Annotated in this window: 22 protein-coding genes; 8 read left to right on the top strand and 14 right to left on the bottom strand. The window is 61.9% G+C overall.

Features of this window, described 5'->3' with window-relative positions:
- Positions 1 to 788 (top strand): aromatic amino acid lyase (locus tag ACW9HX_RS07120; RefSeq protein WP_457380028.1); only part of this gene is annotated, 788 nt, incomplete at its 5' end.
- A gap of 97 nt (positions 789 to 885) precedes the next feature.
- A complete protein-coding gene (locus ACW9HX_RS07115) occupies positions 886 to 2,292 on the top strand; it encodes an amino acid permease (protein WP_457380027.1) in 1,407 nt (468 codons plus the stop codon).
- 46 nt (positions 2,293 to 2,338) lie between these two features.
- Here the strand turns inward: ACW9HX_RS07115 and ACW9HX_RS07110 are convergent, their stop codons facing one another.
- The 6 genes from ACW9HX_RS07110 to ACW9HX_RS07085 form a co-directional block, all read right to left on the bottom strand.
- Positions 2,339 to 3,247 carry a MurR/RpiR family transcriptional regulator gene (locus ACW9HX_RS07110; protein WP_457380026.1) on the bottom strand — a complete coding sequence of 303 codons (909 nt, stop codon included), beginning with the start codon at positions 3,245 to 3,247 and terminating at the stop codon, positions 2,339 to 2,341.
- Positions 3,248 to 3,357: 110 nt separating this feature from the next.
- Positions 3,358 to 4,122 carry an ABC transporter ATP-binding protein gene (locus tag ACW9HX_RS07105; RefSeq protein WP_457380025.1) on the bottom strand — a complete coding sequence of 255 codons (765 nt, stop codon included), beginning with the start codon at positions 4,120 to 4,122 and terminating at the stop codon, positions 3,358 to 3,360.
- A gap of 18 nt (positions 4,123 to 4,140) precedes the next feature.
- On the bottom strand, positions 4,141 to 5,253 hold the full coding sequence (locus tag ACW9HX_RS07100; RefSeq protein ID WP_457380024.1) for a succinylglutamate desuccinylase/aspartoacylase family protein: 1,113 nt from the start codon (positions 5,251 to 5,253) through the stop codon (positions 4,141 to 4,143).
- 9 nt (positions 5,254 to 5,262) lie between these two features.
- Positions 5,263 to 5,961, bottom strand: a complete 699-nt coding sequence (locus ACW9HX_RS07095; protein ID WP_457380023.1) for an ABC transporter permease — start codon at positions 5,959 to 5,961, stop codon at positions 5,263 to 5,265.
- Positions 5,962 to 5,974: 13 nt separating this feature from the next.
- Complete coding sequence (locus tag ACW9HX_RS07090) at positions 5,975 to 6,664, bottom strand: ABC transporter permease (RefSeq protein ID WP_457380022.1); 690 nt, start codon at positions 6,662 to 6,664, stop codon at positions 5,975 to 5,977.
- Between the two features lie 89 nt (positions 6,665 to 6,753).
- Positions 6,754 to 7,530 (bottom strand): ABC transporter substrate-binding protein, encoded by a 777-nt coding sequence (locus ACW9HX_RS07085; protein WP_457380021.1) that lies wholly within the window; start codon positions 7,528 to 7,530, stop codon positions 6,754 to 6,756.
- 228 nt (positions 7,531 to 7,758) lie between these two features.
- Here ACW9HX_RS07085 and ACW9HX_RS07080 point away from each other — a divergent pair, with 228 nt between their 5' ends.
- The 3 genes from ACW9HX_RS07080 (at position 7,759) to ACW9HX_RS07070 (ending at position 11,492) form a co-directional block, all read left to right on the top strand.
- Entirely contained in the window at positions 7,759 to 8,685 is a 927-nt protein-coding gene (locus ACW9HX_RS07080; RefSeq protein WP_457380020.1) for a LysR family transcriptional regulator, read from the top strand.
- Positions 8,686 to 8,789: 104 nt separating this feature from the next.
- Positions 8,790 to 9,416 carry a glutathione S-transferase family protein gene (locus ACW9HX_RS07075; protein ID WP_457380019.1) on the top strand — a complete coding sequence of 209 codons (627 nt, stop codon included), beginning with the start codon at positions 8,790 to 8,792 and terminating at the stop codon, positions 9,414 to 9,416.
- A gap of 45 nt (positions 9,417 to 9,461) precedes the next feature.
- Positions 9,462 to 11,492 carry a 2Fe-2S iron-sulfur cluster-binding protein gene (locus tag ACW9HX_RS07070; protein WP_457380018.1) on the top strand — a complete coding sequence of 677 codons (2,031 nt, stop codon included), beginning with the start codon at positions 9,462 to 9,464 and terminating at the stop codon, positions 11,490 to 11,492.
- Positions 11,493 to 11,496: 4 nt separating this feature from the next.
- On the opposite strand, the gene ACW9HX_RS07065 is transcribed toward ACW9HX_RS07070, so the two are convergent.
- From ACW9HX_RS07065 to ACW9HX_RS07030, 8 genes are read right to left on the bottom strand one after another with little or no spacing between them, the layout of a single operon-like run.
- Positions 11,497 to 12,627, bottom strand: a complete 1,131-nt coding sequence (locus ACW9HX_RS07065; protein ID WP_457380017.1) for a glycosyltransferase family 4 protein — start codon at positions 12,625 to 12,627, stop codon at positions 11,497 to 11,499.
- Positions 12,628 to 13,758, bottom strand: a complete 1,131-nt coding sequence (locus ACW9HX_RS07060) for a glycosyltransferase family 4 protein (protein WP_457380016.1) — start codon at positions 13,756 to 13,758, stop codon at positions 12,628 to 12,630.
- Positions 13,742 to 15,109 (bottom strand): glycosyltransferase family 4 protein, encoded by a 1,368-nt coding sequence (locus ACW9HX_RS07055; protein ID WP_457380015.1) that lies wholly within the window; start codon positions 15,107 to 15,109, stop codon positions 13,742 to 13,744. The genes ACW9HX_RS07060 and ACW9HX_RS07055 overlap by 17 nt, the downstream gene beginning before the upstream one ends.
- Positions 15,106 to 16,359 carry an ABC transporter ATP-binding protein gene (locus ACW9HX_RS07050; protein ID WP_457380014.1) on the bottom strand — a complete coding sequence of 418 codons (1,254 nt, stop codon included), beginning with the start codon at positions 16,357 to 16,359 and terminating at the stop codon, positions 15,106 to 15,108. The genes ACW9HX_RS07055 and ACW9HX_RS07050 overlap by 4 nt, the downstream gene beginning before the upstream one ends.
- Positions 16,359 to 17,156, bottom strand: coding sequence for an ABC transporter permease (locus tag ACW9HX_RS07045; protein ID WP_457380013.1), 798 nt, complete (start codon positions 17,154 to 17,156; stop codon positions 16,359 to 16,361). Before ACW9HX_RS07045 ends, ACW9HX_RS07050 begins: the two co-directional genes overlap by 1 nt.
- Complete coding sequence (locus ACW9HX_RS07040) at positions 17,157 to 18,599, bottom strand: mannose-1-phosphate guanylyltransferase/mannose-6-phosphate isomerase (protein ID WP_457380012.1); 1,443 nt, start codon at positions 18,597 to 18,599, stop codon at positions 17,157 to 17,159.
- A 3-nt stretch (positions 18,600 to 18,602) separates the two neighbouring features.
- Positions 18,603 to 19,574 carry a GDP-mannose 4,6-dehydratase gene (gmd, locus tag ACW9HX_RS07035; protein ID WP_457380011.1) on the bottom strand — a complete coding sequence of 324 codons (972 nt, stop codon included), beginning with the start codon at positions 19,572 to 19,574 and terminating at the stop codon, positions 18,603 to 18,605.
- The gene (locus tag ACW9HX_RS07030) at positions 19,571 to 20,485 is read right to left on the bottom strand and encodes a GDP-mannose 4,6-dehydratase (protein WP_457380010.1); all 915 of its coding nucleotides are present in this window, start codon (positions 20,483 to 20,485) and stop codon (positions 19,571 to 19,573) included. Before ACW9HX_RS07030 ends, gmd begins: the two co-directional genes overlap by 4 nt.
- Positions 20,486 to 20,909: 424 nt before the next feature.
- Here ACW9HX_RS07030 and ACW9HX_RS07025 point away from each other — a divergent pair, with 424 nt between their 5' ends.
- From ACW9HX_RS07025 to ACW9HX_RS07015, 3 genes are read left to right on the top strand one after another with little or no spacing between them, the layout of a single operon-like run.
- Positions 20,910 to 22,472 carry a glycosyltransferase gene (locus ACW9HX_RS07025; protein WP_457380009.1) on the top strand — a complete coding sequence of 521 codons (1,563 nt, stop codon included), beginning with the start codon at positions 20,910 to 20,912 and terminating at the stop codon, positions 22,470 to 22,472.
- Positions 22,466 to 23,797 carry a glycosyltransferase gene (locus tag ACW9HX_RS07020; protein WP_457380008.1) on the top strand — a complete coding sequence of 444 codons (1,332 nt, stop codon included), beginning with the start codon at positions 22,466 to 22,468 and terminating at the stop codon, positions 23,795 to 23,797. The genes ACW9HX_RS07025 and ACW9HX_RS07020 overlap by 7 nt, the downstream gene beginning before the upstream one ends.
- Positions 23,791 to 24,606, top strand: coding sequence for a class I SAM-dependent methyltransferase (locus ACW9HX_RS07015; protein WP_457380007.1), 816 nt, complete (start codon positions 23,791 to 23,793; stop codon positions 24,604 to 24,606). Before ACW9HX_RS07020 ends, ACW9HX_RS07015 begins: the two co-directional genes overlap by 7 nt.
- Positions 24,607 to 24,685 lie beyond the last annotated feature (79 nt).

Below are 24,685 nucleotides of genomic sequence, written 5' to 3'. Positions count from 1 at the left end.
GCCAGATCGACACCGCCGCCGCTTACCGCGATCTGCTCGGTGAGCGCAGTGAAGTCTCCGACTCGCACCAGAACTGTGAAAAGGTTCAGGATCCGTACTCGCTGCGCTGCCAGCCGCAAGTCATGGGCGCCTGCCTGACTCAGTTCCGTCAGGCCGCCGAAGTGCTGGTGATCGAAGCCAACGCCGTGTCCGACAACCCGTTGGTGTTTGCGGCTGAAGGCGATGTGATTTCTGGTGGCAACTTCCACGCTGAACCGGTGGCCATGGCTGCTGACAACATGGCGCTGGCCATCGCTGAAATCGGCTCCCTGAGCGAACGTCGTATCTCGCTGATGATGGACAAACACATGTCGCAACTGCCGCCATTCCTGGTGGCCAACGGTGGCGTGAACTCCGGCTTCATGATCGCTCAGGTGACTGCGGCCGCACTGGCCAGCGAGAACAAGGCGCTGGCCCATCCGCATTCGGTGGACAGTCTGCCGACTTCCGCCAACCAGGAAGACCATGTGTCGATGGCCCCGGCTGCCGGCAAGCGTCTGTGGGAAATGGCCGAGAACACCCGCGGCATTCTCGCCGTGGAATGGCTGGCGGCAGCCCAAGGTCTGGACCTGCGCAACGGCCTGAAGACCTCGAGCAAACTGGAAAAGGCCCGTTCGATTCTGCGTCGCGAAGTACCGTTCTATGAGAAGGACCGCTTCTTTGCGCCGGATATCAATGCGGCGACCGAGCTGCTGGCTTCGCGGACTCTGAATGAGTTGGTTCCAGCGAACCTGCTGCCGAGTCTGTAAGTGCCCCATCGCCAACAGGCTGTCTTCCACACTGCGTGGAGGCCGGCCTGTTGGCGTTTCGATTTTTGCGTCGAATAAAAATAAATAAGGACGAAAAATGCAGCAGCCAGCAAAAGGTTTGAAACGCGGGCTTTCGGCCCGACACATTCGCTTCATGGCCCTGGGATCGGCGATCGGTACCGGGCTGTTCTACGGTTCTGCCTCGGCCATCCAGATGGCCGGCCCTGCGGTTCTGCTCGCTTACCTGATCGGTGGCGCGGCGGTGTTCATGGTCATGCGCGCCCTGGGCGAGATGGCGGTGCACAACCCGGTCGCCGGCTCGTTCGGGCATTACGCGAGCACCTATCTCGGCCCGATGGCGGGCTTCATCCTCGGTTGGACCTACGCGTTCGAAATGGTCATCGTCGGCATGGCCGATGTGACGGCGTTCGGCATCTACATGGGGTTCTGGTTTCCGGAAGTCTCGCGCTGGATCTGGGTGCTGGGCATCGTTTCGGTGGTCGGCGGGCTGAACCTGTGCAACGTCAAAGTCTTCGGTGAAATGGAGTTCTGGCTGTCGTTGCTCAAGGTCGCGGCCATCGTCGCGATGATTCTCGGCGGCTTCGGCATCATGTTGTTCGGCATCAGCACGGCCCCTGGTCAGGCGACCGATATCAGCAATCTGTGGACCCAGGGTGGCTTCATGCCCAATGGCGTGGGCGGCCTGATCGCCTCGTTTGCGGTGGTGATGTTTGCCTTTGGCGGTATCGAAATCATCGGTGTGACCGCCGGTGAAGCCAAGGACCCGCACCGAGTGTTGCCCAAGGCGATCAACGCCGTTCCGCTGCGCATTCTGCTGTTCTACGTGCTGACGATGCTGGTGCTGATGTCGATCTTCCCGTGGCAGCAGATTGGCAGCCAGGGCAGCCCGTTCGTGCAGATTTTTGACCACCTGGGCATCAGCTCGGCGGCCACCATTCTGAACATCGTGGTGATCTCGGCGGCGGTGTCGGCCATCAACAGCGACATCTTCGGTGCGGGCCGCATGATGTATGGCCTGGCGCAGCAAGGGCATGCGCCGAAAGGCTTTGCTCGCCTGTCGCGCAATGGCGTGCCGTGGCTGACGGTGATTGTGATGAGCTGCGCGCTGCTGCTGGGCGTGTTGCTGAACTACCTGATCCCGGAAAACGTGTTCCTGCTGATCGCTTCCATCGCGACCTTCGCCACGGTGTGGGTCTGGCTGATGATTCTGTTCACTCAGGTGGCCATGCGTCGTTCCATGACGGCCGAGCAGGTGGCGCAACTGAAATTCCCGGTACCGTTCTGGCCGTACGCACCGATGGCTGCGATTGCCTTCATGCTGTTCGTGTTCGGCGTGCTGGGTTACTTCCCGGACACCCAGGCGGCGTTGATCGTCGGCGTGGTCTGGATCGGGTTGCTGGTGCTGGCGTATCTGACTTGGGTCAAACCGGCGGCCGGGCAGGCTGCGCGGGTGACCAGCGATCAGCCGGTTTCTCAGTCTTGATCTGATCGAAGGGGCGTCCGGGATTGGCCGGCGTCCCCTTCACGCATCACTTCTTCGGCGTTTTGCTGCCGTTGGGGATGTGCAGGTAAGACATCACGCTTTCGGTCAGCTCGGTCGCCAGTTTGACCGCTTCCTTGTTGCGCGCCATCACGCCCGCCACCAGTCCTTCGATCAACGCCAGCATGGCCACATTGGAGCTGGTCAGCACCGGATGATCGCAAGGCGCAAACAACACATGCTCGGCAATACCGGTGAGCGGTGAGGCCGGTGAGTCGGTGATGGCCAGTACCGACGCGCCGCGTTCGTTGGCGAATCGGGCCAGTTGCAGCGTATCCAGGGAATAACGCGGCAGGGAGATCGCCAGCAACACATCCTGATCAGTGATCGCGGCCAGTCGGTACGCGGCGTTTTCGTTGCCGCCCTCCATGCTGATGGCGGTGGCGTCGGCGCAGAAAGGCATCAGGGTCGAGGCGGCGAGGCCGGCGAAGTAGACGCTGTTGCCGAACCCGAGGATGTAGATCTTGCGCGCGGTGGTCAGCCGGGTGACGAACGCTTCGAAGGCTTCGGCGTGGTTGTTGGTCGCCGTAGTGGCCAGGTTGCTGCTGGCGCTCTCGATCTGTTCATGCAGGCCGAACGCCCCGCCCGGACGATGAGCCAGTTCATTACGCAGCTTGTCGACCGGCGACACCATCTGCTGCAACGTCGCTACCAGTTCAGCCCTCATGCCCATGTAGCCACCGAGGTCCATCGCCTTGGCCAGTCGGTTGACGGCGGCGGGCGAGGTCGATGTTTCGTGGGCCATTTCTTCGATCGTCAGCGTCGCGGCTTTCAGCGGATGACGCAGGATGAAGTCAGCCACCTTGCGCAGCGACGGCGGCAAATCGGCAACGATTTCCGCCAGTTTGCGCATGACCGGTGCGGCGTAGACCGTAGTGTCTTTCGATGGGCTGGGCATATCCGGATCAACAGTTCCTGAAAGTGAGAGAAGGGCTGCGCCTGACAAGGTTGGCTGGAGTGTATCCGAAGCCAACCGTTGCAGGACAACGCCGAGCGAGGCGGACGGGCTTACTTCAGGCTCCCGGCGAGAAACTGCTGCAGGCGTTCGGACTGCGGATTGACCAGTACTTCACGCGGATCTCCGCGCTCCTCGACCCGCCCCTTGTGCAGGAACACCAGTTGATTGGAAATCTCGCGGGCGAAGCCCATTTCGTGGGTCACGACCACCATGGTGCGGCCTTCCTGGGCGAGGTCCTGCATGACCTTGAGCACTTCGCCCACCAGTTCGGGATCGAGCGCCGAAGTGGGCTCGTCGAACAGCATCACCTCCGGTTCCATCGCCAGCGCACGGGCAATCGCCACGCGCTGTTGTTCGCCACCCGACATGTGGGCGGGCCAGGCATCCTTGCGATGCGCCACGCCGACTTTGTTCAAGTAGTGCTCGGCCTTTTCCCGGGCCTCTTTCTTGCCCACGCCCAGTACATGCACCGGAGCCTCCATGACATTTTCCAGAGCGCTCATGTGCGACCACAGATTGAAATGCTGAAACACCATCGACAGCCGTGAACGCATGCGTTGTAACTGTCGAGGTTCGGCGGCCTTGAGCCCGCCGAGCTTGTTGGCCACCAGTTTCAGTGGCTCGCCATTGAGGACGATGCTGCCGGCGTTGGGTTGTTCCAGCAGGTTGATGCAACGCAGGAAGGTGCTTTTGCCCGACCCGCTGGAGCCAATGATGCTGATCACGTCACCGGCCTGGGCCTGCAGGGACACGCCCTTGAGCACCTGGTGGGCGCCGTAGCTTTTGTGCAGGTCCTGAATTTCAAGTTTGTACATGGTGTGAACTCTCTGGCATCAGTCGCTGAGCAAGCGGCCTTGGCGAATAGGGGTGAAACCGGCAACCTTGGCCAGCCACAGACCGGGCTGGGCAAAGCGCAGGCGTTCGCGGGCATAGAGCACGCCGTCGGTGCAGGCGCGGACGATGCTGTGGCGGTCGTTGAGCGGGTCATGGACTTCGAACAGCGGATCGCCGACCTTGACCCGCGCGCCCAGCGGTTGCAGGAAACTGACCACGCCCGGGTGCGGCGCACAGGCGTATTGCGCGCCGGCGAACGGCATCGCTTCGCAACGACTCGACGGCGCTGGCGGCCATTCACCGCTGATCAATCCCTGTTCGGCGAGGTAGCCGAGAATCGCCTGCGCACTGTGAGTGCATTGCTCGCGTTCGGTGTCGGCCATGCCGCGCAATTCGATGGTGGTCGCCGCGCAGGCCAAGGGAATGTTGGCTTCCGGGAACAGCTCGGTCAGGCGCAGCCACGGCACCGCGCAAGCCTCGTCGAAAGCGCTGCCGCCGGCATCTTCGGCCAGCAACGTGACCTCGGCACCGAGGCGTGCAGCCAGTGAATGCAGGCGTCCCCAGTGTTGCGGCATGGTGTAGAGCAACATCACCGACTCGAAATCGCAGTGCAGGTCCAGCACCACATCGGCGTCACAGGCATGTTGCAGCAAGAGGCGACGCAGGCCATCGAGTTCCGAGGTCGGTGGCGGCATGTCGGTGAGGGTGTCGATCAAGGCGCGGCGGATCAGCGCGACGTTGGCGTCGGCGTCATCGCCCAAGCGGCCTTTGAGCAACGGCGCCACCGCTTCGGCCAGCTCCGGGAAGTCGCGATTGAAGTTTTTGCCGCTGGCGAACTCGAAGCGACCTTGATGGGTGGCCTGGAACATCTGGGCGATGCCGATCGGGTTGGCCATCGGCACCAGTTCGATCACCCCGTTCAGGCGACCCTGTGCTTCCAGTTCCAGCAGGCAGCGCTTGAGCTCGACGGCCACGCGCATGCCCGGCAGCTCGTCGGCATGCAGGGAGGCCTGGATGTACGCCTTGCGCGGGCCGGCTCCAAACTGGAACACCGACAGTGTCCGTTCGGTGCCCGAAGCGCTCCACGGCAACAGGTATTGAATCTTTTCCATGTCAGCTCCTTAGTGCTTGCGCGGTGCCAGGTAGGCCAGCCAGCGGCGTTCGGCCAGCTTGAACAGGCGCACCAGAATGAAAGTCAGGGCGAGGTAGACGAGGCCGGCGGTGATGAAGGCTTCGAACGGCATATAGAACCGTGAGCTCACCGTTCGCGCCGCGCCGGTGATATCCACCAGCGTGACGATGGAAGCCAGGCTGGTGGTTTGCAGCATCATCAACACTTCGTTGCTGTACTGCGGCAGTGCCCGGCGCAGCGCTGAGGGCAGCAGAATGCGCCGGTACAGGGTCAGGCGGGACATGCCCATCGCCCGGGCGGCTTCGATTTCGCCGTGGGATGTGGACTTCAGGCTGCCCGCCAGCAATTCCGCGCTGTAGGCACTGGTATTGATGGCGAACGCCAGGCAGGCACAGAACGTGGCGCTGGAGAGGTAAGGCCAGAGCACGCTTTGGCGCACCGATTCGAACTGCGCCAGGCCGTAATAGATCAGGAACAGTTGCACCAGCATCGGCGTGCCGCGAATCACGTAGGTGTAGAGCCACGCGGGGAAGCTGAGCAGCGGCGAGCGCGATACCCGCATCAGCGCCAGCGGAACCGCCAGGACCAGCCCCAGGCTCAGGGAAATCAGCAGGACCTTGAGGGTCAACAAGGCGCCGTCGAGATACAGCGGCAGGTTTTCCCAGATCAGGTTGTAGTCGAGCATCATCGGCAGGTTCTCCTCACAACTCGGCGGCTTTGATGCCGACCGAATAGTGTTTTTCCAGGGCGCGCAGCACCAGCAGCGACAGGCTGGTGAGCATCAGGTACAGCGCCGCCACCGCGATGAAAAACGTGAACGGCTCGTGGGTGGCGTCGGCGGCGTTCTTGGCCTTGAACATCATGTCCTGCAGGCCGATGACCGAAATCAGCGCGGTGGATTTGGTCAGTACCAACCAGTTGTTGGTGAACCCCGGAATGGCGAAGCGAATCATCTGTGGCACCAGAATCCGCCAGAACACTTGCGCGCCGCGCATGCCGTAGGCCGCACCGGCTTCCGCCTGACCTTTGGGGATGGCCATGAAGGCACCGCGAAAGGTTTCCGAGAGGTAGGCGCCAAAAATGAAGCCCATGGTGCAGACGCCCGCGATGAACGGGTTAATGTCGATGTAACGGGTGTAACCGCACGCCAGCGCGATGCGGTTCACCAGATCCTGGCCGCCATAGAAGATCAGCAGGATCAGCACCAGATCGGGAATGCCGCGAATCAGGTTGGTGTAGCCTTCCCCGAGCATGGCCAGCCATTTCAGTGGTGACAGGCGAAACGCCGCGCCGATCAGGCCCAGGGCGATGGCCAGGGACATGGAGGTCAGGGCCAGGTTGATGGTCAGCCAGGCACCATCGAGAATGCTCGATCCGTAGCCATGGAGCATGATGAAGTTCCTCAAGCGAGCGCCCGAAGGCGCGCAAGACAAGGCCGAAGGGCGCCCGCAACGGGCCGGCGCCGAGCGGAGGCGACGGTTTATTCGCCGTAGATATCGAAGGCGAAATACTTGCCCATCACTTGCTGGTATTTGCCGTTGGCGCGGATGGCGTCGATGGCCGCGTTCAGGCGCGCAGCATTGGCGACGTCACCCTTGCGCACCGCGATCCCGGCGCCGCGACCGAAGTATTTCGGGTCGTTGATGTCCGGCCCGGTCAGTGCAAAACCTTGTCCGGCCGGTGTCTTGATGAAGCTTTCGTCGGTGTTGACGATGTCGGCGAGGGTGGCGTCCAGGCGACCCGAGGCGAGGTCGAGAAAGGCTTCGTTCTGTGAGCCGTAACGCACCACGACGACCCCGGCCTTCTCCAGTTGCTCGGTGGCGAACCGGTCATAGGTCGAAGAGCGTTGCACGCCGAGTTTCTTGCCCTTGAGGTCCACCAGCGGATCGTTGATCACGTTGCCGGCCTTCATCGCGAACTTGCCCGGCGTGTGGTAGTACTTTTTGCTGAAGTCGACCGACTTCATCCGGTCTTCGGTGATCGACATCGACGACAGCACGGCGTCGATCTTGCGCACCTTGAGCGACGGAATCATGCCGTCGAACTCCTGAATCACCCACTCGCACTTGACCTTCATTTCTTCGCACAAGGCGTTGCCGATGTCGTAGTCGAAGCCGCTGACATTGCCTTCCGGCGTTTTGTAGGAAAAGGGAGGGTAGGCGGCTTCGATACCGATACGCAGGCTGTCTTCATCGGCATGGGCCAAGAAGCTGAATGCGCACAGCGCCAGAGCACCTAGAAGTTCTGTCTTGTTCATTTTGTCGACTCCTGGGAGGGCGTTAGGAAAACAGGTGCCCGCCATCCGGGGTGGCGCGCTGGATCATTCCTGTGATCGGCGAGGCTATAAATGACACGAAATAAATCATTCATCAAGATAACTGAAAATAAAAATATCAATTCTGGATCGGCGGTCGTTCGCCTCGCCCGTTGATGAGCGGGTGCTGCCTATAATGCGAGGCGGTTTTTCATCCACTTCGGGGACACCATGGATCGCTTTCAGGAAATGCAGGTATTCGCGGCTGTTGCTCAGGAACAGGGCTTTTCCGCGGCGGCGCGGCGCTTGGGTCTGTCGGCGGCCAGCGTCACCCGGGCGGTGGCGGCGCTGGAGCAGCGGATCGGCACGCAATTGCTGATCCGCACCACCCGCAGCGTGCACCTGAGCGAGGCGGGCCTGCGTTACCTGGAAGACTGTCGGAGGATTCTTGCCGAGGTGCAGGAAGCGGAAGACTCCGCCGCCGGCAGCCACGCCCAGCCTCGTGGGCAATTGACGGTGACCGCGCCGGTGTTGTTCGGCGAGCTGTTTGTCACACCAGTGATGGCGGGTTATCTGACGCAGTACCCGGACGTTTCCATCAACGCCTTGCTGCTGGATCGGGTGGTGAGCATGGTCGAGGAAGGCGTGGATGTGGCGATCCGCATCGGCGATTTGCCGGACAGCAACCAGCATGCGATTCGGGTCGGTGAGGTGCGCCGGGTGATCTGCGGCTCGCCGGGGTATTTTGCTGTTCACGGCCGGCCGACCCATCCGCAGGCACTGGCGGGCGTGCCGGTGGTGGCGACTTCAGCGATCGGCCAACTGCGCAGTTGGCCGTTCCTGGAAGACGGTGAACCCTTGAGCGTCAGGCCTGAGCCTCGGCTGGTGGTCACCGCCAATCAGGCTGCGATTGCGGCCGCTTGCCTGGGGCTTGGATTGACCCGGGTGCTGTCTTACCAGGTCGCGAGCAAGATCGCTTCCGGTGAGCTGGAAATCGTCCTTGCCGAGTACGAGTTACCGCCGCTGCCGATCCATGTGGTGTATCAGGGCGGAAGAAAGGCGCCGGCCCGGGTGCGCAGTTTTGTCGATTACACCGTGAACGCATTGCGTGAGCATCCGGCCCTGAAGAATGCTGCGTTATTTCATCCAGAGAAATAATGGATTGCGTTTGCTGGTGATTCTGTTGTTTTCGCGATAGGTGGAAGATGGCTACCAAGGTTGTCGCCCATTCCGGGCGGCCAAAACGCCCTGCGGAGTCGACCATGCAAGCGATCAAACTCTACAACTTCCCGCGTTCCGGCCATGCCCATCGGGTCGAGCTGATGTTGTCCCTGCTGCAACTGCCGACCGAACTGATCTTCGTCGATCTGGCCAAGGGCGAGCACAAACAACCTGAATATCTGGCGATCAACAGCTTCGGGCAAGTACCGGCCATTGATGACAACGGCGTGGTGCTGGCCGATTCCAACGCGATCCTGGTGTATCTGGCGCAGAAATACGGCAACGGTCGCTGGTTGCCGAGCGATCCGGTCGGTGCGGCGCGTGTCCAGCGCTGGTTGTCGGCGGCGGCCGGGCCGATTGCCTTTGGCCCGGCAGCGGCGCGGCTGGTGACGGTGTTCGGGGCGAAACTCAACGCTGATGAAGCGATCACCCGTGCACACAACCTGCTCAAAGTGATGGATCTGGAACTGGGCAAGACTCCGTTCCTGGTCGGCAGCGAGCCCACCATTGCCGACGTCTCGGCCTACAGCTATATCGCCCATGCGCCGGAAGGCAATGTGTCGCTGGACGACTACGCCAATGTTCGCGCCTGGCTGGAACGGGTTGAAGCGTTGCCCGGTTTCGTCGGCATGCCACGTACCGTCGCCGGTCTGCAAACCAGCGCCTGAGGTTCATCATCCAGACTGCGCCGCTGGCGTGGGGGAGAGGTCGTCATGGAACGTTCACCCTGGCACGCCGGCGAGCGAGAACTGCAAGCGCAGGTCGGTGTTGCCGAGCGCATGGAGGAATTCGGTCGCAAGGTGATTCGCACCTGGATGCCGGATCAGCACCGTCAGTTCTATCAGCAATTGCCGTTCATGTTGTACGGCGCGGTGGATGCCGATGGCCGTCCGTGGGCCAGTGTGCTGGAGGGCGAGCCGGGTTTCGCGCACTCTCCCGAGCCCACACAATTGCATTTCGACAGTTTGCCCGCAGCCGATGATCCGGCGCAGTTGCAGGCCGGCGCGGCGATTGGCCTGCTTGGTATCGAATTGCACACCCGTCGGCGCAATCGTCTCAATGGTCACATCGGCAATCTGGGTGCGAGTGGCTTCGACTTGACGGTCGATCAGTCGTTCGGCAACTGCCCGCAGTACATTCAGTTGCGCCAGTTCCAACGGGTGCCGCTGACGGATCCGCAGACCCGGCGGGCCGACCACTTCGACGGGCTCGATGACGCGGCGGTCGCGCTGATCGAAACGGCCGACACCTTTTTCGTCGCCAGTTATGTCGATGTCGACGGCGAGCGTTCGGTGGATGTTTCCCACCGTGGCGGCCAGGCGGGTTTCGTGCGGGTGGAAGGCAACCGCCTGACCATCCCGGACTTTGCCGGCAATCTGCACTTCAACACCCTTGGCAATCTGCTGCTCAACCCTCGGGCCGGCTTGCTGTTCATCGACTTTTCCACAGGCGACCTGTTGCAGCTCAGCGGCCGCACCGAGGTCATTCTTGAAGGGCCGCAGATCGCAGCCTTCCAGGGGGCCGAACGGTTGTGGACGTTCGAGGTGGAAAAAGCGGTACGACGTCCGGCTGCGTTGGCCCTGCGCTGGCGCTTCGACGGCATGTCGCCGACCAGTCTGCTGACCGGCACCTGGGCCCAGGCCGATGCACGTTTGCAGGCCCAGGCCCTCGGTGACAGCTGGCGGCCGTTGCGGGTAGCGCGGATCGAAGCGCAGAGCCGTCACATCCGTTCGTTTTATCTCGAACCCGTGGACGGTGCCGGTCTGCCGGTGTTTCAGGCCGGTCAACATTTGCCGCTGCGTTTCACCCTCGATGGTGAGGTGTTCATTCGCACCTACAGCCTGTCGGGTGCGCCGTCGGATGATTTCTTTCGGATCAGTGTTAAGCGTGAAGGGCGGATATCAACGCATCTGCACGATCAGGTGCGTGTCGGTGATGTGCTGGAGGCGCGCTCGCCTCAAGGACATTTCACCGTGGCGCCGCTGGAGCGTCGGCCCTTGGTGCTGCTGGCGGCCGGAGTCGGTATCACGCCGTTGCTGTCGATGCTGCGTGAGGTGGTGTATCAGGGGCTGCGCACCCGGAGGATTCGTCCGACCTGGCTGATCCAGAGTTCTCGCAGCCTTGCCGATCAACCGTTTCGCGCCGAGCTGGACCGCTTGCTGGAGGACGCCGGCGATGCGGTGCGGGTATTGCGCCTGCTCAGTCAGCCCGAGCCCGATCTGGTAGAAGGCGAGGGTTACGACCTGCACGGGCGCATCGACGGTTCATTGCTGAGGAATCTGCTGGACGTCGAAGATTTCGACCAGATCGACTTTGTGCTCTGCGGCCCCGGCGGTTTTACCCAGGGGCTTTACGACACCCTGCGCGAGCTGGACGTGCGCGACGACCAGATCCACGCCGAAACCTTCGGCCCTTCGACCCTCAAGCGGCAGGCCGATCCGGACGCCATCGTGATCGAACAATTGCCGGCCGCCACCACCTCGGTGCCGGTGGTCTTCGAGCGTTCGGCCAAGGAAGCACGATGGCAGCCTGACGGTGGCAGTTTGCTGGAGCTGGCGGAAAGCCGTGGCCTGCGCCCGGAGTTCAGCTGTCGCGGGGGATCATGCGGCACCTGCAAGACGCGGCTGATCAGCGGCGCAGTGAATTATCCACAGCCCCCGGCCGAAGTACCGGAGGAGGGGCAGGTACTGATCTGCTGTGCGGTGCCGGCGCAAAGTGCCCAGCCGTTGGTGCTGGATCTGTAGAGGATCAGGCGTAGGACAGCGCCTTTTCCTCCAGCAATTCCTGATACAGCTCCGTCCACTTGCGGCCCATTTCGTCGGCTGTGAATAACTGCCGGTAACGGGCTTCAGCCTTGACGCCCATTTCGGCGGCGCGGGTCGGGTTTTCCCACAGGGTGCGCATCGCTTCGCGAAACGCCTGTGGATGACTCGGTGGCACCACCAGCCCGGTTTCGTTGTGGATATTGATGTAGCTGGTGCCGGTGCCGATCTCGCTGGAGATCATCGGCTTGCCGTACATCGCGCCTTCCAGCAGCGAAATGCCGAACGCTTCCGAGCGCAGGTGCGACGGGAAGACGATGGCGTAGCTCAACTGCAGCAGGGCGACCTTGTCTTCATCGCTCAGGCGCCCGAGGAAATGGATATTGCGCAGCCCCAGCGCAGCAGCCTGAGCGTGCAGTTCCTGCTCCAGCGGGCCGGCACCGACGATCACCACCGGGTAGTCCACGTCTTTCAAGGCGTCGAGCAGGATGTGCAGGCCCTTGTAGTAGCGCATCACCCCGACGAACAGGAAAAACTTATCCCCAAGTTGCTGGCGCCAGCGGTTCATGCGCTCGACGTCGGGCTGTGGATAACCGGCCTTGTTCAAGCCGTAGGGAATGACCCGGGTCTTGTCCTGGAACTGCTGCAACACATCGCTGGTGTGCAGGTAGTTCGGCGAGGCCGCGACTATCCGGTCGGCGCTGGCGAGGAAACGATTCATCAGCGGGCGATAGAGTTTGAGCAGGTTCTTCTGGCGAATGATGTCCGAGTGGTAGGTCACCACACTCGGTTTGTTCATGCCGCTGGCGAAATGCACCAGGTCCATGAACGGCCACGGGAAGTGATAGTTGATCACGTCGGCTTCGGCGGCCAGTTCGCGAAACTGTTTGAACACGCTCCAGGAAAACCCGGTGGAGGCGAACTGGATGTCGAGCCTGGCACGATGCACTTCATGCTGGCCCAGTTGCAGCACCGCAGGCTCGGGATTGGCGCTGAGGGTCAGCACCTGGCCTTCGATACCGTGCTGGGCGCCGCTTTCGCAGAGCTGGAAGATTACTTGCTCGATGCCGCCGACCGAGTCAGGCAGGTACGTCTTGAAAAAATGAAGAACTCGCATTCAACCTCCCAAAGCCTGGCGGTAGGCGCCGGCCGTGGCCTGCGCGCAACGCTTCCAGGAAAAAAGCCGTGCCTGCTGCAATCCGGCTTCTCGGCATGCCTGCCAATGCACTCGATCATCGATCAGGCGGCTCAGCGCATCGCGCAAGCCTTCTGCATCGTCAGCTTCAATATAGTTGCCGGCGGCGCCCGCGACTTCCGGCATCGCCGAAGAGCGGGTGACCACCACGGGCGTGCCACTGGCCATCGCTTCCAGCACCGGCAGGCCGAAACCTTCGTACAACGAAGGAAAAACCAGCGCCCGAGCACCGGCCAGCAATTGCGCGACCTGCTCATCCGGCAAGTAGCCGAGCAGGCACACGTGACCGCTGGCCAGGGCCTGACGCAATTCATCGCTGAACTGTTCGCGCTGCCAGCCGGCCATGCCGACGATCAGCAGCGGGAAACGCTGGCGCGTTGTTTCGGGTAATAGGGCGTGCGCGCGCAGGGCCAGGCTCAGGTTCTTGCGCGGCTCCAGGGTGCCGACACACAGGAAATACTCCCGCGCCTCCACGGCATGGGCTTTGAGCGCGGCGTCGATGGCTTGTGGCTCCCGTGGATGAAAGCGCTCGGCGACACCCAGTGGCGCCACCACGAAGCGCTCGGCGGGCAGGCCGAAATAGCGCTGGGCTTCGTCAGCGATGGCTTGCGAGTCGGTCAGAATCACTTGCGCCTGCCGGATGCCGTCGGCCAGTCGCCGCTCGATTTCCATGAGCCGAGCCTGCGGCTGAGTATCCGGGAAATGCAGGTGCGTCAGGTCGTGCAGAGTGATCACGGTCGGGCCGTCGAAGGCCAGCGGCCACAGGCTCGGTTCGTGGTACAGGTCGATGTCGGGTGTGCGGCCCTGATCGAAGCGTTTCTGCTCCAGCCAGCGGCGGGCCTGATAGGCGCCGGGGATCTTGCGCAGCATCGGGGTCAGGCGCGAGTAACCGGGCATCGCCGCTTCCGGCAACTGTGAACTCCAGCCCCAGCCGTGAAACAGTGCCACGTCGATATCGGTTTCCACGCGCAAGGCATTCACCAGTTCGGCGACGTAGTGACCGATCCCGGTGCGCGGTGCCTGGAGAATCCGTGCGTTAAGGGCTATGCGCATGGAACCTCGCTTGCGCCGCAGGCGCTTGCAGCACATGGCGTGCGGTGCGTTCGGCCAGTTGCTGGCTCGCTTCACGCCAGCCGATCCATTGCCAGTCGGTTACATCGCGGGCGGCGGGGAATTGTCCGCTGCGCTCGAACGCGGTCACCAGGTCGGCGAGGCGTTGCGGATCTTCCAGATCGAAGTAGGCCATGAACTCGCCACCGATCTCGCGGAACACCGCAATGTCGCTGCCCATCGCCGGCAATCCGCGCTGCATGGCTTCCACCAGCGGCAGGCCGAAGCCTTCGACGAACGAGGGGAACACCAATGCACTGGCGTGGGCATAGGCATGTTCAAGGCTGGTGTCGCTCAGGTCGTTGAACATGAAGAGGCGCCGGTTCAGTTCGACATGGTTGCGCACTCGGGCGAGCAGGGCGTCGCACTTCCAGCCGATGCGTCCGGCGATGCACAGTCGTGCCTGCGAACCCTCTGCCCAGGCCCGCTCGAAAGCATCCAGCAGATAGTCGTGGTTCTTGCGTGGCTCGATGGTACTGACCATCAGGAACACCGGCTCCGGCGTTGCGAACAAGCGTTCCAGACGTGGCTCGACAGCGGCATCGACGCTCTGCAGATCCAGCTCGGACCCGAGGTGGAAATAGTCGAACCAGCGCTTTTCGGCCTGGCTCGAACCGAGGCGGCGCTGCACTTCTTCGCGCACCTGATCACGCACCGTGGCGGAAATCGCCAGATAGCCATCGGCGTTGCGGCTGATCCAGTCGAACCACTCGCTGAAAACCTGCACCAGCCGCGTGTCGTAAAACTGCGGGTGGGTCAGGGGAATCAAGTCGTAGATCACCGCAACGATGCCCATGCCTTGCTGTTTGAGCCGTTCGGCGTGCAGGAAAAAGTCCGAGTGCCAGGACGAATCCAGCAACACCAGTTGATCGCCCGGCTGGTGTTGCAAAGGCTCGCAGCGCTGGGGCAACTGATAGCGATTGACCTGCTCGACCAGCCGCAGCGCAATGCCGAACAGACCGAACGAAGCCAGACGATAGCCGACGTACAGCGCACGTCGCGCCAGCTTGCTCTCGCACCGGTTGTCGAGGCGCTGATGCAGTTGCCAGAAGCGATGGGCCAGGCGTTCCAGGCGCTCGCCGAACGTGACGACGGCGTTGAGTAGCGGGGAGTCCAGTGGCGCCAGACGCGTCACGCGGTACAGCTTGCCCTTGAGCAGAACCACCGGCACACACTCGACGCTTTCAGCACTCGGCGGCAATTGCTTGATGACGTTGCGCACCACCCGCTGAATGCCCGAATTGACTTTCGGGTGCCGGAACACGTGGGTGCATTCGACCAGCAACCGGGTCATGGTGCGCGCTCAGTCAGCGCAGCACCGGTATTGCGGGTTATCGAGGCCTTGGCGTTGAGCCACGAGCTGCCGACAAAATCCTCCTGCCGGCCGTTGATCACATGAAACACCAAGCCATAGTCGCGCCACTCGAAGTTTCGATCCAGATGGGAGTCCAGGCGCGAAAGACTCAGCGATATCGAGTAATTGCCCTTGCCCAGTCCCATCACGAAGGCAAAGCGATAGGTGAAGCGCTCTCCGGCGTGCAGATCCGTCAGCGCCTTGTCGAGGCGATGGGTATTGATGCCATACATCATCATGCCCAGGCGATCCTTTATCAGAAAGCCGAGCACCAGTCGTTCAATGTCGCTGCGTACTTCGACCTGCACTTCCAGCACCACCGGTTGACCGACCTCGGCAGCATCGATGGCGCGGTCCTGCTCATCCAGCAGGCGCACGCCCAGAATCACGGCTTCACCGGTGCCGGACACGGTCCGTACTTCGCCGCCGGTGAGCTTTTCCTGACGTACGATCTGACCTTCGCGTTCGGCCATCAGGGCGTTGTAATAATCGAGTACCACTTCCGGTTTGTCGTACATGGCCATGTGGCCATCCTTGAGCAGGATGGCCGAGTCGCAGATCGACTGGATCGCAAAGCGGTCATGGGACACGATCAGCAGGGTGGTGCCAGCCTTGCGGAAGTTGCGGATGCGGTCGAAGCTCTTGTGCTGGAAGTAGGAGTCACCCACCGACAGGGCTTCGTCGACGATCAGGATATCCGGTCGCCGTGCGGTGGCGACGCTGAAGGCCAGGCGCATTTGCATGCCGCTGGAGTAGGTGCGGACCGGGTGATCGATGGCCGCGCCGATTTCTGCAAAACCTTCGATGTCGGGCATCAGCGCTTCGATTTCGTCGACCTGCATGCCCAGCAGTTGCCCGGCCATGATCGCATTCTGGCGGCCGGTAAAATCCGGGTGAAAACCCATGCCCAACTCCAGCAATGCGGCTACGCGACCTTCGGTCTCGATTTTGCCGCAGGTGGGTTGGGTGGTGCCGGTGATCATCTTCAACAAGGTGCTCTTGCCCGCTCCGTTGGCGCCGACGATGCCCACCGACTCGCCGGGGGCGATCTCGAAAGCGACATCCTGCAGCACCCAATGCTGGCGGTGGCGCAGGGGGGAAAACGGGATCAGCCATTCCGCCAGACGACTCCAGCGTGTCGGATATTGTTTGTAAGCCTTGCCCAGGCCGGTCACGCGGATATGCCCCATCAGAGTTCATCCACCATTTCACCGACGCGCCTGCGAAACAGGCGCAGGCCGATCAGGCACATCACCAGCGCGGCAATGAACACGGGCAACAGGGAACTCCAGACGGGCCACTGCCCATACACGAACAGGTTCTGATAGCTGCCGATCAGGTTGGTCAACGGGTTGAGTTGCAACAGGCGCTGGACCCACTCCGGCAGGATGCTCATCGGATACACGATCGGGGTCAGCCAGAACCAGAACTGCAGGCAGATGGCGAAAAGTTGGCCGACATCGCGAAAGAACACGTTCAACACGCCGAGGACCATGCCCAGCCCGGCGCAGAACATCATCTGCAGGGCAATCAGAGGAATCAACGCCAGCATTGCCATGCCCGGCCAGCGCCCGGTGATCAGCAGAAACCCGAGGAACAGGCCGATGATGATGGCAAAGTTGATCGCCGCGTTGCAGAGCACAATCACCGGCAGGCAGATTCTGGGGAAGCTGATCTTCTTCAGCAGATTGGCGTTGTCCAGAAACATGTTCTGGCTGCGCAGGGTGATTTCAGAAAACAGCCCCCATGCCAGCAGGCCGGCGCAGAGGTAAATGCTGTAGGCCATGCTGTCATCCACGCCCGGCAAGCGAGCGCGCATGATGTGGGAAAAGATCACGGTGTAAACGATGATCATCGACAGTGGATTGAACACCGGCCACAAGGCACCCAGCAGTGAATTGCGATACCGCGCTTGAAACTCTCGCTGCACGCTGCCGAGAATGAAACCCCGATAGTCATGCAGCGAGCGGTACAGGGAAAGCAGCATTTAAACCGTCCTGCCGTATTGGTCTTCGAAGCGGACGATGTCGTCCTCTCCCAGGTATTCGCCACTTTGTACTTCGATGATTACCAGGTCGATCACCCCGGGGTTTTCCAGGCGATGCTTGTGGCCGGCGGCGATGAACGTCGATTCGTTCTTGGCCACCAATGTCGTGCCACTGCCGTTGTTGGTGACCTTGGCCATGCCTTCGACCACCACCCAGTGTTCGTTGCGGTGATGGTGCATCTGCAACGACAACTTGCCACCGGGCTTGACCACGATGCGTTTGATCTTGAAGCGCGGGCCTTCCTCCAGCACGGTATAGGTGCCCCATGGACGGCTGACCGTACGATGCAGGCGATAGGCTTCGTGGGATTTGTCCTTGAGCTGCTTGGCCACGCGCCGCACATCCTGGGCACGGTCGGCGTGGGCCACCAATACGGCGTCGGCCGTGTCGATGACGATCAGGTCTTCCACCCCCACGGCGGCCACCAACCGGCCTTCGCTCTGGACGAAGTTGTTGCGGCTGTCGATGAAGATCGCTTCGCCGCTGGCGCGGTTGTTGTCGGCATCGGCGGGCACCAGCGCCGCGACGGCGCCCCAGGAACCGATGTCGCTCCAGTCGAAACTGGCAGGCACGACCACGACTTTTTCCGAGCGCTCCATCAATGCGTAGTCGATGGAAATGTCGGTGATTTCGGCGAACAGCGCCGGGGAGAGTTCCTGTTGCAGGTAACCGGTGGTTTCCAGCGGTTCGCTGGCGGCCATGCAGGCGCGGGTCTGCTCGAGCAACTCGGGGGCGTGCAGTTGCAGTTCGGCGATCAGCGTGGCGATGGAAAAGCAGAACATCCCCGAGTTCCACAGGAAGTTGCCGCTTTCCAGGTAGTGGGTGGCGGTTTGCAGGTCGGGTTTCTCCACGAACCGCTGCACTTTGGCCGCGCCTCTGGCGTCCAGCGGCGCACCGGTCTCGATGTAGCCGAAGCCGGTTTCCGGGGCAGTCGGCACTACGCCGAAGGTCACCAGGTAACCGTCCTTCGCCAGATTGACCGCGTGCTCGACCGCACTCTTGAGCGCGTCTTCGTTGACGATCAGGTGGTCGGCGGGCATCACCACCATGATTGCCGCGTCGCCGTGCAGGGCTTGCAACGCCAGCGCCGCCGCCGCGATGGCCGGGGCCGTGTTGCGCCCTGTGGGCTCAAGCAGGAAGTGCCCGCGATGGCGTGAAAGGCGCGCGGCCTGATAGTGATCCTTGCTCTGGAAGTAGTACTCGCGGTTGGTCACCGTGACGATGTCACCCCAGCCGTCCAGCAGGGCGGCGGCGCGCCGATAGGTCTTGCCCAGCAGCGACTGGCCGTCGGGCAGGGTCATGAACGGCTTCGGGTGGCCCTCGCGGGACACCGGCCACAAACGGGTGCCGGCACCGCCGGACAGAATCACGGGGATCAGCATGGCCTACTCCTTGGCGACGCGTTTCATGTCCGCATCCATCATCATGCGGATCAGGGTGTCGAGGTCGGTCTTGGGTTTCCAGCCGAGCACGCGCTGGGCCTTGGCCGGGTTGCCGAGCAGCACTTCGACTTCGGCCGGGCGGAAGAACGCCGGGTCGATCTTCACGTGATCGCGGTAGTTGAGGCCCACGTGATCGAAGGCGATGCGGCACATCTCGCGCACGGTGGTGGTCACCCCGGTGGCGACCACGAAGTCGTCGGGCTTGTCCTGTTGCAGCATCAGCCACATGGCCTCGACGTAATCGCCGGCAAAACCCCAGTCGCGCTTGGCGTCGATGTTGCCCAGGGCCAGTTCCTGCTGTTTGCCCTGCTTGATCCGGGCGGCCGCGTCGGTGACCTTGCGGGTCACGAACTCGATGCCGCGCAGTGGCGATTCATGGTTGAACAGGATGCCGCTGCTGGCGTGCAGGTTGAAACTTTCGCGGTAGTTGACGGTGATCCAGTGGCCATAGAGTTTGGCCACGCCGTAAGGGCTGCGCGGATAGAACGGGGTGTTCTCGTCCTGTTGCTCGGCCTGGATCAGACCGAACATTTCGCTGGTGGACGCCTGATAAAAACGCGTGTGCGGGCTGAACTGGCGGATCGCTTCAAGCAGGTGAGTCACGCCCAGGCCATCGACGATGCCGGTGGTCACCGGTTGATCCCAGGACGCGGCGACGAAGCTTTGTGCGGCGAGGTTATAGACTTCGTCCGGTGCCGATTTGATGACCGCACGCTGCACCGAGCAGGCGTCGGCCATGTCGCCGTCCAGATAAACGATGTCAGCCTCGACGCCCATTTCCCGCAGGCGCCAGCGCGAGTCGCTGCTGCGTCGCGCCACCAGGCCGTGAACCTTGTAGCCCTTGTCGAGCAACAGTCTGGCCAGATAGGCGCCATCCTGACCGGTAATCCCTGTGATCAATGCACTTTTTGTCATTCTTGTCGTACTCGCGTCTCCCAGTCGGACAGGATCGCCCGCAGGGATTGTTGTATAGAGATTTGCGGCGTCCATCCTGTGGTCTGGGCGAGCCGCAGGTGGCTGCCACAGACGCGACGCTGATCGGCGCGTCGCATGCGCGCCGGATCCTGAACCAGTTGCAACTCGACCTCGGCCAGGTCGCTCAATTGCTCGATGAGGCTGCGGATGCTTTGCTCATGACCCGAGCAAATGTTGTAGACCTGTCCCGGCGTGCCCTTTTCCAGCAGCGCGAAATAGGCCGATACGACGTCGTCGACATCGAGGAAATCCCGGGTGACATCGATGTCGCCGACTTCCAGTTGCGGCGCTTGCAGCCCCTGCTTGATGCGATTGATCTGCCGTGCGGCGCTGGCGATGACAAAGCTGTCTTTCTGCCCGGTGCCGATGTGGTTGAACGGGCGCGCCACCAGTACTGGCCAGCCTTCGCTCAGGCCCCATTGCAGGCTGAGGTATTCGGCGGACAGTTTGCTCACCGCGTAGGGATTGCGCGGGCAGGGCGGTTGTTGTTCGGTGATCGGCAGTGCGGGCTCGTCGACCTGACCGTACACGTCGCCGGAGCTGACATACAGGAACGGGCCCTTGAAGCCTCTGGCCTTGAGCGCCTGCAACAGGTTCAGGGTACCGAGCAGATTGATCTCGAAGGTACGGGCCGGATCGCGGAACGCTTCGGGGACGAATGTCTGACCGGCCAGGTGAATCACGGCGTCAGGCATTTGCGGCCAAAGATCGACAAGGCTTTGCGGATCCGTCAGGTCGAAGGGCGAAGCGGCGGGCAGCAGTTGCCATGCCGAGTCATTGCGCCCCAAACGCGACTGGATATGTTGTCCCACGAATCCACTGAGGCCCGTGATGAACAGACTTCTTTTCAAACAGCGACCCCTTGGTCTTTAACTCTCACCTTTCCCCGCAGGCTTGAAGGGATGTCTGTCAGACCGTGTTTATTTCCCGGTAGAAAGACGGGTGACGTCGTTGTTGTAGTTGTTTGGTTGCCAATCTGTGCCAATTGCTCGGCAATTTCAACCGACCAAACCGTGACCGGTCAGTTCTCGTCAGCGTAGCCCGTTTTTTCTCGCCGGGCGGTTCACGAATCCTGAACGGATGTGTTTAGAATGCCCCTCGTCGCGGTTTCCCGAGCGTTGCCAGAGTGGTTGCGCAATACGGTGAAACTGACCACTAAAACAAGAACGACGACGTGCTTCGGACACAGGACGAATGTCGGCCATGCCGACCCGATCCGATGCCTGGCCGTCATAGCGTGAGGCTGCCGGGATGGCGGCCGCACCGTGGGATGCCATGAATTTCATTCTCTACTCGGACGTCAACGACCGCTCCATCAGCCAGAGTCTCGGGCGTCCCGAATACAGCTATTACTTCGTGCTCAAGGCTTACCGCCCGGTGCTCGAAAGCCTGGGGCGTGTGCATGTGGTGTCTGCCCGCGGCGAAGTCGATCCACTGTATCGACAACTGCTCGCTGCCGGCGAAAGCAGTGTTTTCCTGTCGTTCACCCCGCCGCAAAATACCCCTACCGATCTTGAATGCCCGACGATCTGCGTGATTGCGTGGGAGTTCGATTCGATCCCCGATGAGTCGTGGGACAGCGATCAACGTCAGGACTGGACGCAGATGCTTGCCCGACAGGGACGGGTGATCACGTTGTCGAGCCACACCGCCCGGGCGATTCGCCGTGCCATGGGCGAAGACTTTCCGGTTCTGGTGTTGCCAACGCCGCTGTGGGAAAACTTCGCGGCCATTCGTGAGCAACATGTCAGCGCGCCGATCAATCCCGGGGCGACCCTGGCGATCAAGGGCTGCATCTTCGATACCCGTACGCTGGGACTGTCCGCCGATGATCTGCTGCCCAAGCCTCTCACCGCCGAGCAACTGGCGGACATCGAGGCGCGGCGGCCGCCGCCCCTGACATTCAAGCGACGCCTGGTGATTGCCCGTCATTACCTGCGACTGTGGGCACTGAACCCGAGCGATCAGCCCGAGCCCATGGCCCGCGTGAAATATCTGCATCACGGCTACTGGGAAGGGTTTCGTGATCTGTTCTCGGACAAGACCCATGCCTGGCTCGAACGACGCCTGCCAAACATTGCCGGCCCTCATGAAGTGGCGGTGGACGAACCGCCGCCACTGGACCTGCCGGACACCTCGGGGGTGGTCGAAACCACGGTCGATGGCGTGATCTACGTGACCGTGTTCAACCCCAAGGATGGCCGCAAGAACTGGCATCACTTGATCACAGCGTTCTGCTGGGCCTTTCGCGAAACGTCCGACGCGACGCTGGTGCTGAAGATCACCCAGAACGATCTGGCGTCCTACTACAGCGAACTGATGACCTTGCTCGCGCAACTGACGCCGTTCGCCTGCCGGGTGTTGGTGATGCACGGTTACCTGGACGATCCGCAGTATGCGCGGCTCTACCAGGCCGCCAGTTTTTACGTCAACGCGTCACGCTGCGAAGGCCTGTGCCTGCCGCTGATGGAGTTCATGTCCAGCGGCAAACCGGTCATCGCCCCGGATCACACGGCGATGGAAGACTACATCGACGACTCGGTGGCCTTCGTCGTCCAGTCCAGCGAAGAGCTCACAATCTGGCCCCAGGACACCCGCATCATTTACCGCACCCTGCGCCATCGCCCGGACTGGGGCTCGCTCAAGAGCGCCTATGAAAACAGTTACCGGATGGCCAAGGCGCAACCGCAGGACTATCGCCGAATGTCGGTTGCCGCCGTCGAGCGCATGCACGACTACTGCGCCTTCGCCCCGGTGCAGCAGCGCCTGGCGGACTTCTTCGGCCTTGTGCCAGCGGTTGTCGATGCCGCGCCCGTGACGGACAACGCCTCATGCTGATCATTATTCATTCCGAAACCAACCAGCACACCATCGCGCAGAACCTCGGCCGTTCCGAGTACAGCTATTACTTCGTGCTCAAGGAGTACCGTCCGGTGCTCGAGCGCCTCGGGCGGGTGATGGAAGTGACGGACCCGGCCCGCGAAGTCGACGCGCTGTACCTGGAATGCCTGGCTCGTGGCGAGCCGTGCGTTTTCCTGTCGTTCTCGCCGCCGCATCGCACACCGATCCATCTGGCCTGTCCGACGTTGCCGGTGTTCGCCTGGGAGTTCAGCACCATCCCCAACGAGCCTTTTGACGGCGAGCCACGCAATGACTGGCGCACGGTGCTCCGCGCTTGCGGGGCGGCGATCACTCACTCCAGTTACACGGTCAACGCGGTGCGCGAAGCGATGGGCGCCGACTACCCGATTGTCGCGGTGCCGGCGCCAGTGTGGGATCGCTTTTCGGCTCGCGGAGCTCAACTGCAAGGCCAGCCCTCGACGGGCCCGGTGCGGCTGAAGATCAAGGGCTTGGTGGCCGACAGTCGTCAGCTCAATCTCGACGCCTTTGGCCCGAAGCATCTGCGCCGAGGCAAGGGCATCGACTTCGAGGCGCCGGTCCGCGAGCAGGAATTGCTGCTCGATGGCGTCGTGTACACCTCGGTGTTTAACCCCGGCGACGGGCGCAAGAACTGGGAAGACATGCTCAGTGCATTCTGCGTGACGTTCCGTGAGGTCGAAGACGCAACGCTGGTGCTCAAGCTCACTCACCACGATGCCGAAGAGGCCCTCAGCGACATCCTTCATCACCTGTACAAAAACCGCTCCTACCGCTGCCGCATCGTGCTGATCTACGGCTACCTCGCGGACGCGGACTACGAGCGCCTGGTGCAGGCCACCCGTTACGTGGTGAACACGTCCTACGGCGAAGGCCAGTGCTTGCCGCTGATGGAGTTCATGTCCTGCGGCAAACCGGCGGTGGCACCACGCACCACGGCAATGATCGATTACCTGAGCGAAGACAATGCGTTTCTGGTCGAGTCCACCGACGAGCTCACCGCCTGGCCTCACGATCCACGCAAGGCGTTTCGCACGCTGCGCTACGTGACCAACTGGGCGTCGGTCTGCGTCGCTTATCGCAGCAGTTACGAGGTCGCGAAGAACCAGCCGCAACGTTATGCACAGCTGTCGGCCCAGGCTGTATCGAGCCTGCAAGGATTTTGCAGTCAGGCTGTGGCCGAGCAGCGTTTGCGCGACTTTTTCGCGCAGCTGTTCGAGCACCGCAAGCCGCTGCACACCGCTTCGCCCACCGCCGACCCTCTTTCTGGAGCCACCCCATGCTGAGCCTTTTGAAGAAACTCACGGCGTCGACGCCTGCACAGACTGCTGCACCGGCGGTCGAGGAGGTCGACACGTTCCAGCTCGGCTTGCGCGATGCCATGCTCAGCGGCTGGTTCAACCATGACACTGGCGAGCTGTACAAAGGCTTCCCGGTGGGGCCCGAGGACACTCTGGTCGACGTCGGTTGCGGCGACGGCGGCAACATGCAGTTCTGCGGGATGCGCGGGGCGCGGATCATCGTCGCCGACATCGACGCGGCCAAGATCGAGGCCGCCCGCCAGCGGCTCAGTGAAACCTCGGCGCGCAGCGTCGAGTACCACGTCACCGACGGCAATCCGCTGCCAATCGCCGATGGCACTGCGACTCGCGTCGTTTCTACCGAAGTTCTTGAGCATGTCGACGATCCGGCGCAGTTTCTCGCCGAACTGGTGCGGATTGGCCAGCCGGGTGCCCTGTATCTGCTGAGCGTGCCGCACCCGAGTTCCGAGGATGTGCAAAAAGGCATCGCCATACCGGAGTACTTCGAAAAGCCCAACCACATTCGCATCATCAGCGAGGAGCAGTTCAAGGCCATGGTCAGCGACGCTGGCCTGGAGATCGTCAGCCACAGCCAGTACGGCTTCTATCGGTCACTGTGGATGCTGCTGTTCTGGGAAGCCAACGTGGATCTGGGCAGCCCCGATCATCCGTTGCTCAATCAATGGACCAAGACCTGGGAGGCCGTGCTCAATTCGCCGCGTGGCACGCAGATCAAACATGCGCTGGACAGCGTCATGGCAAAAAGTCAGGTCATCATCGCCCGTAAACCGTAGCGCTTTTTTCCGGGAGCGGCCGCGCTCCCGCCGGTTTTGTGTAACCTTGCAGCCTTGTGTCGCCAGGGATTTGCACGTC

This window comes from Pseudomonas sp. SDO52101_S400, assembly GCF_054071635.1.
This window is presented reverse-complemented; position numbering and strand designations above follow the sequence as displayed.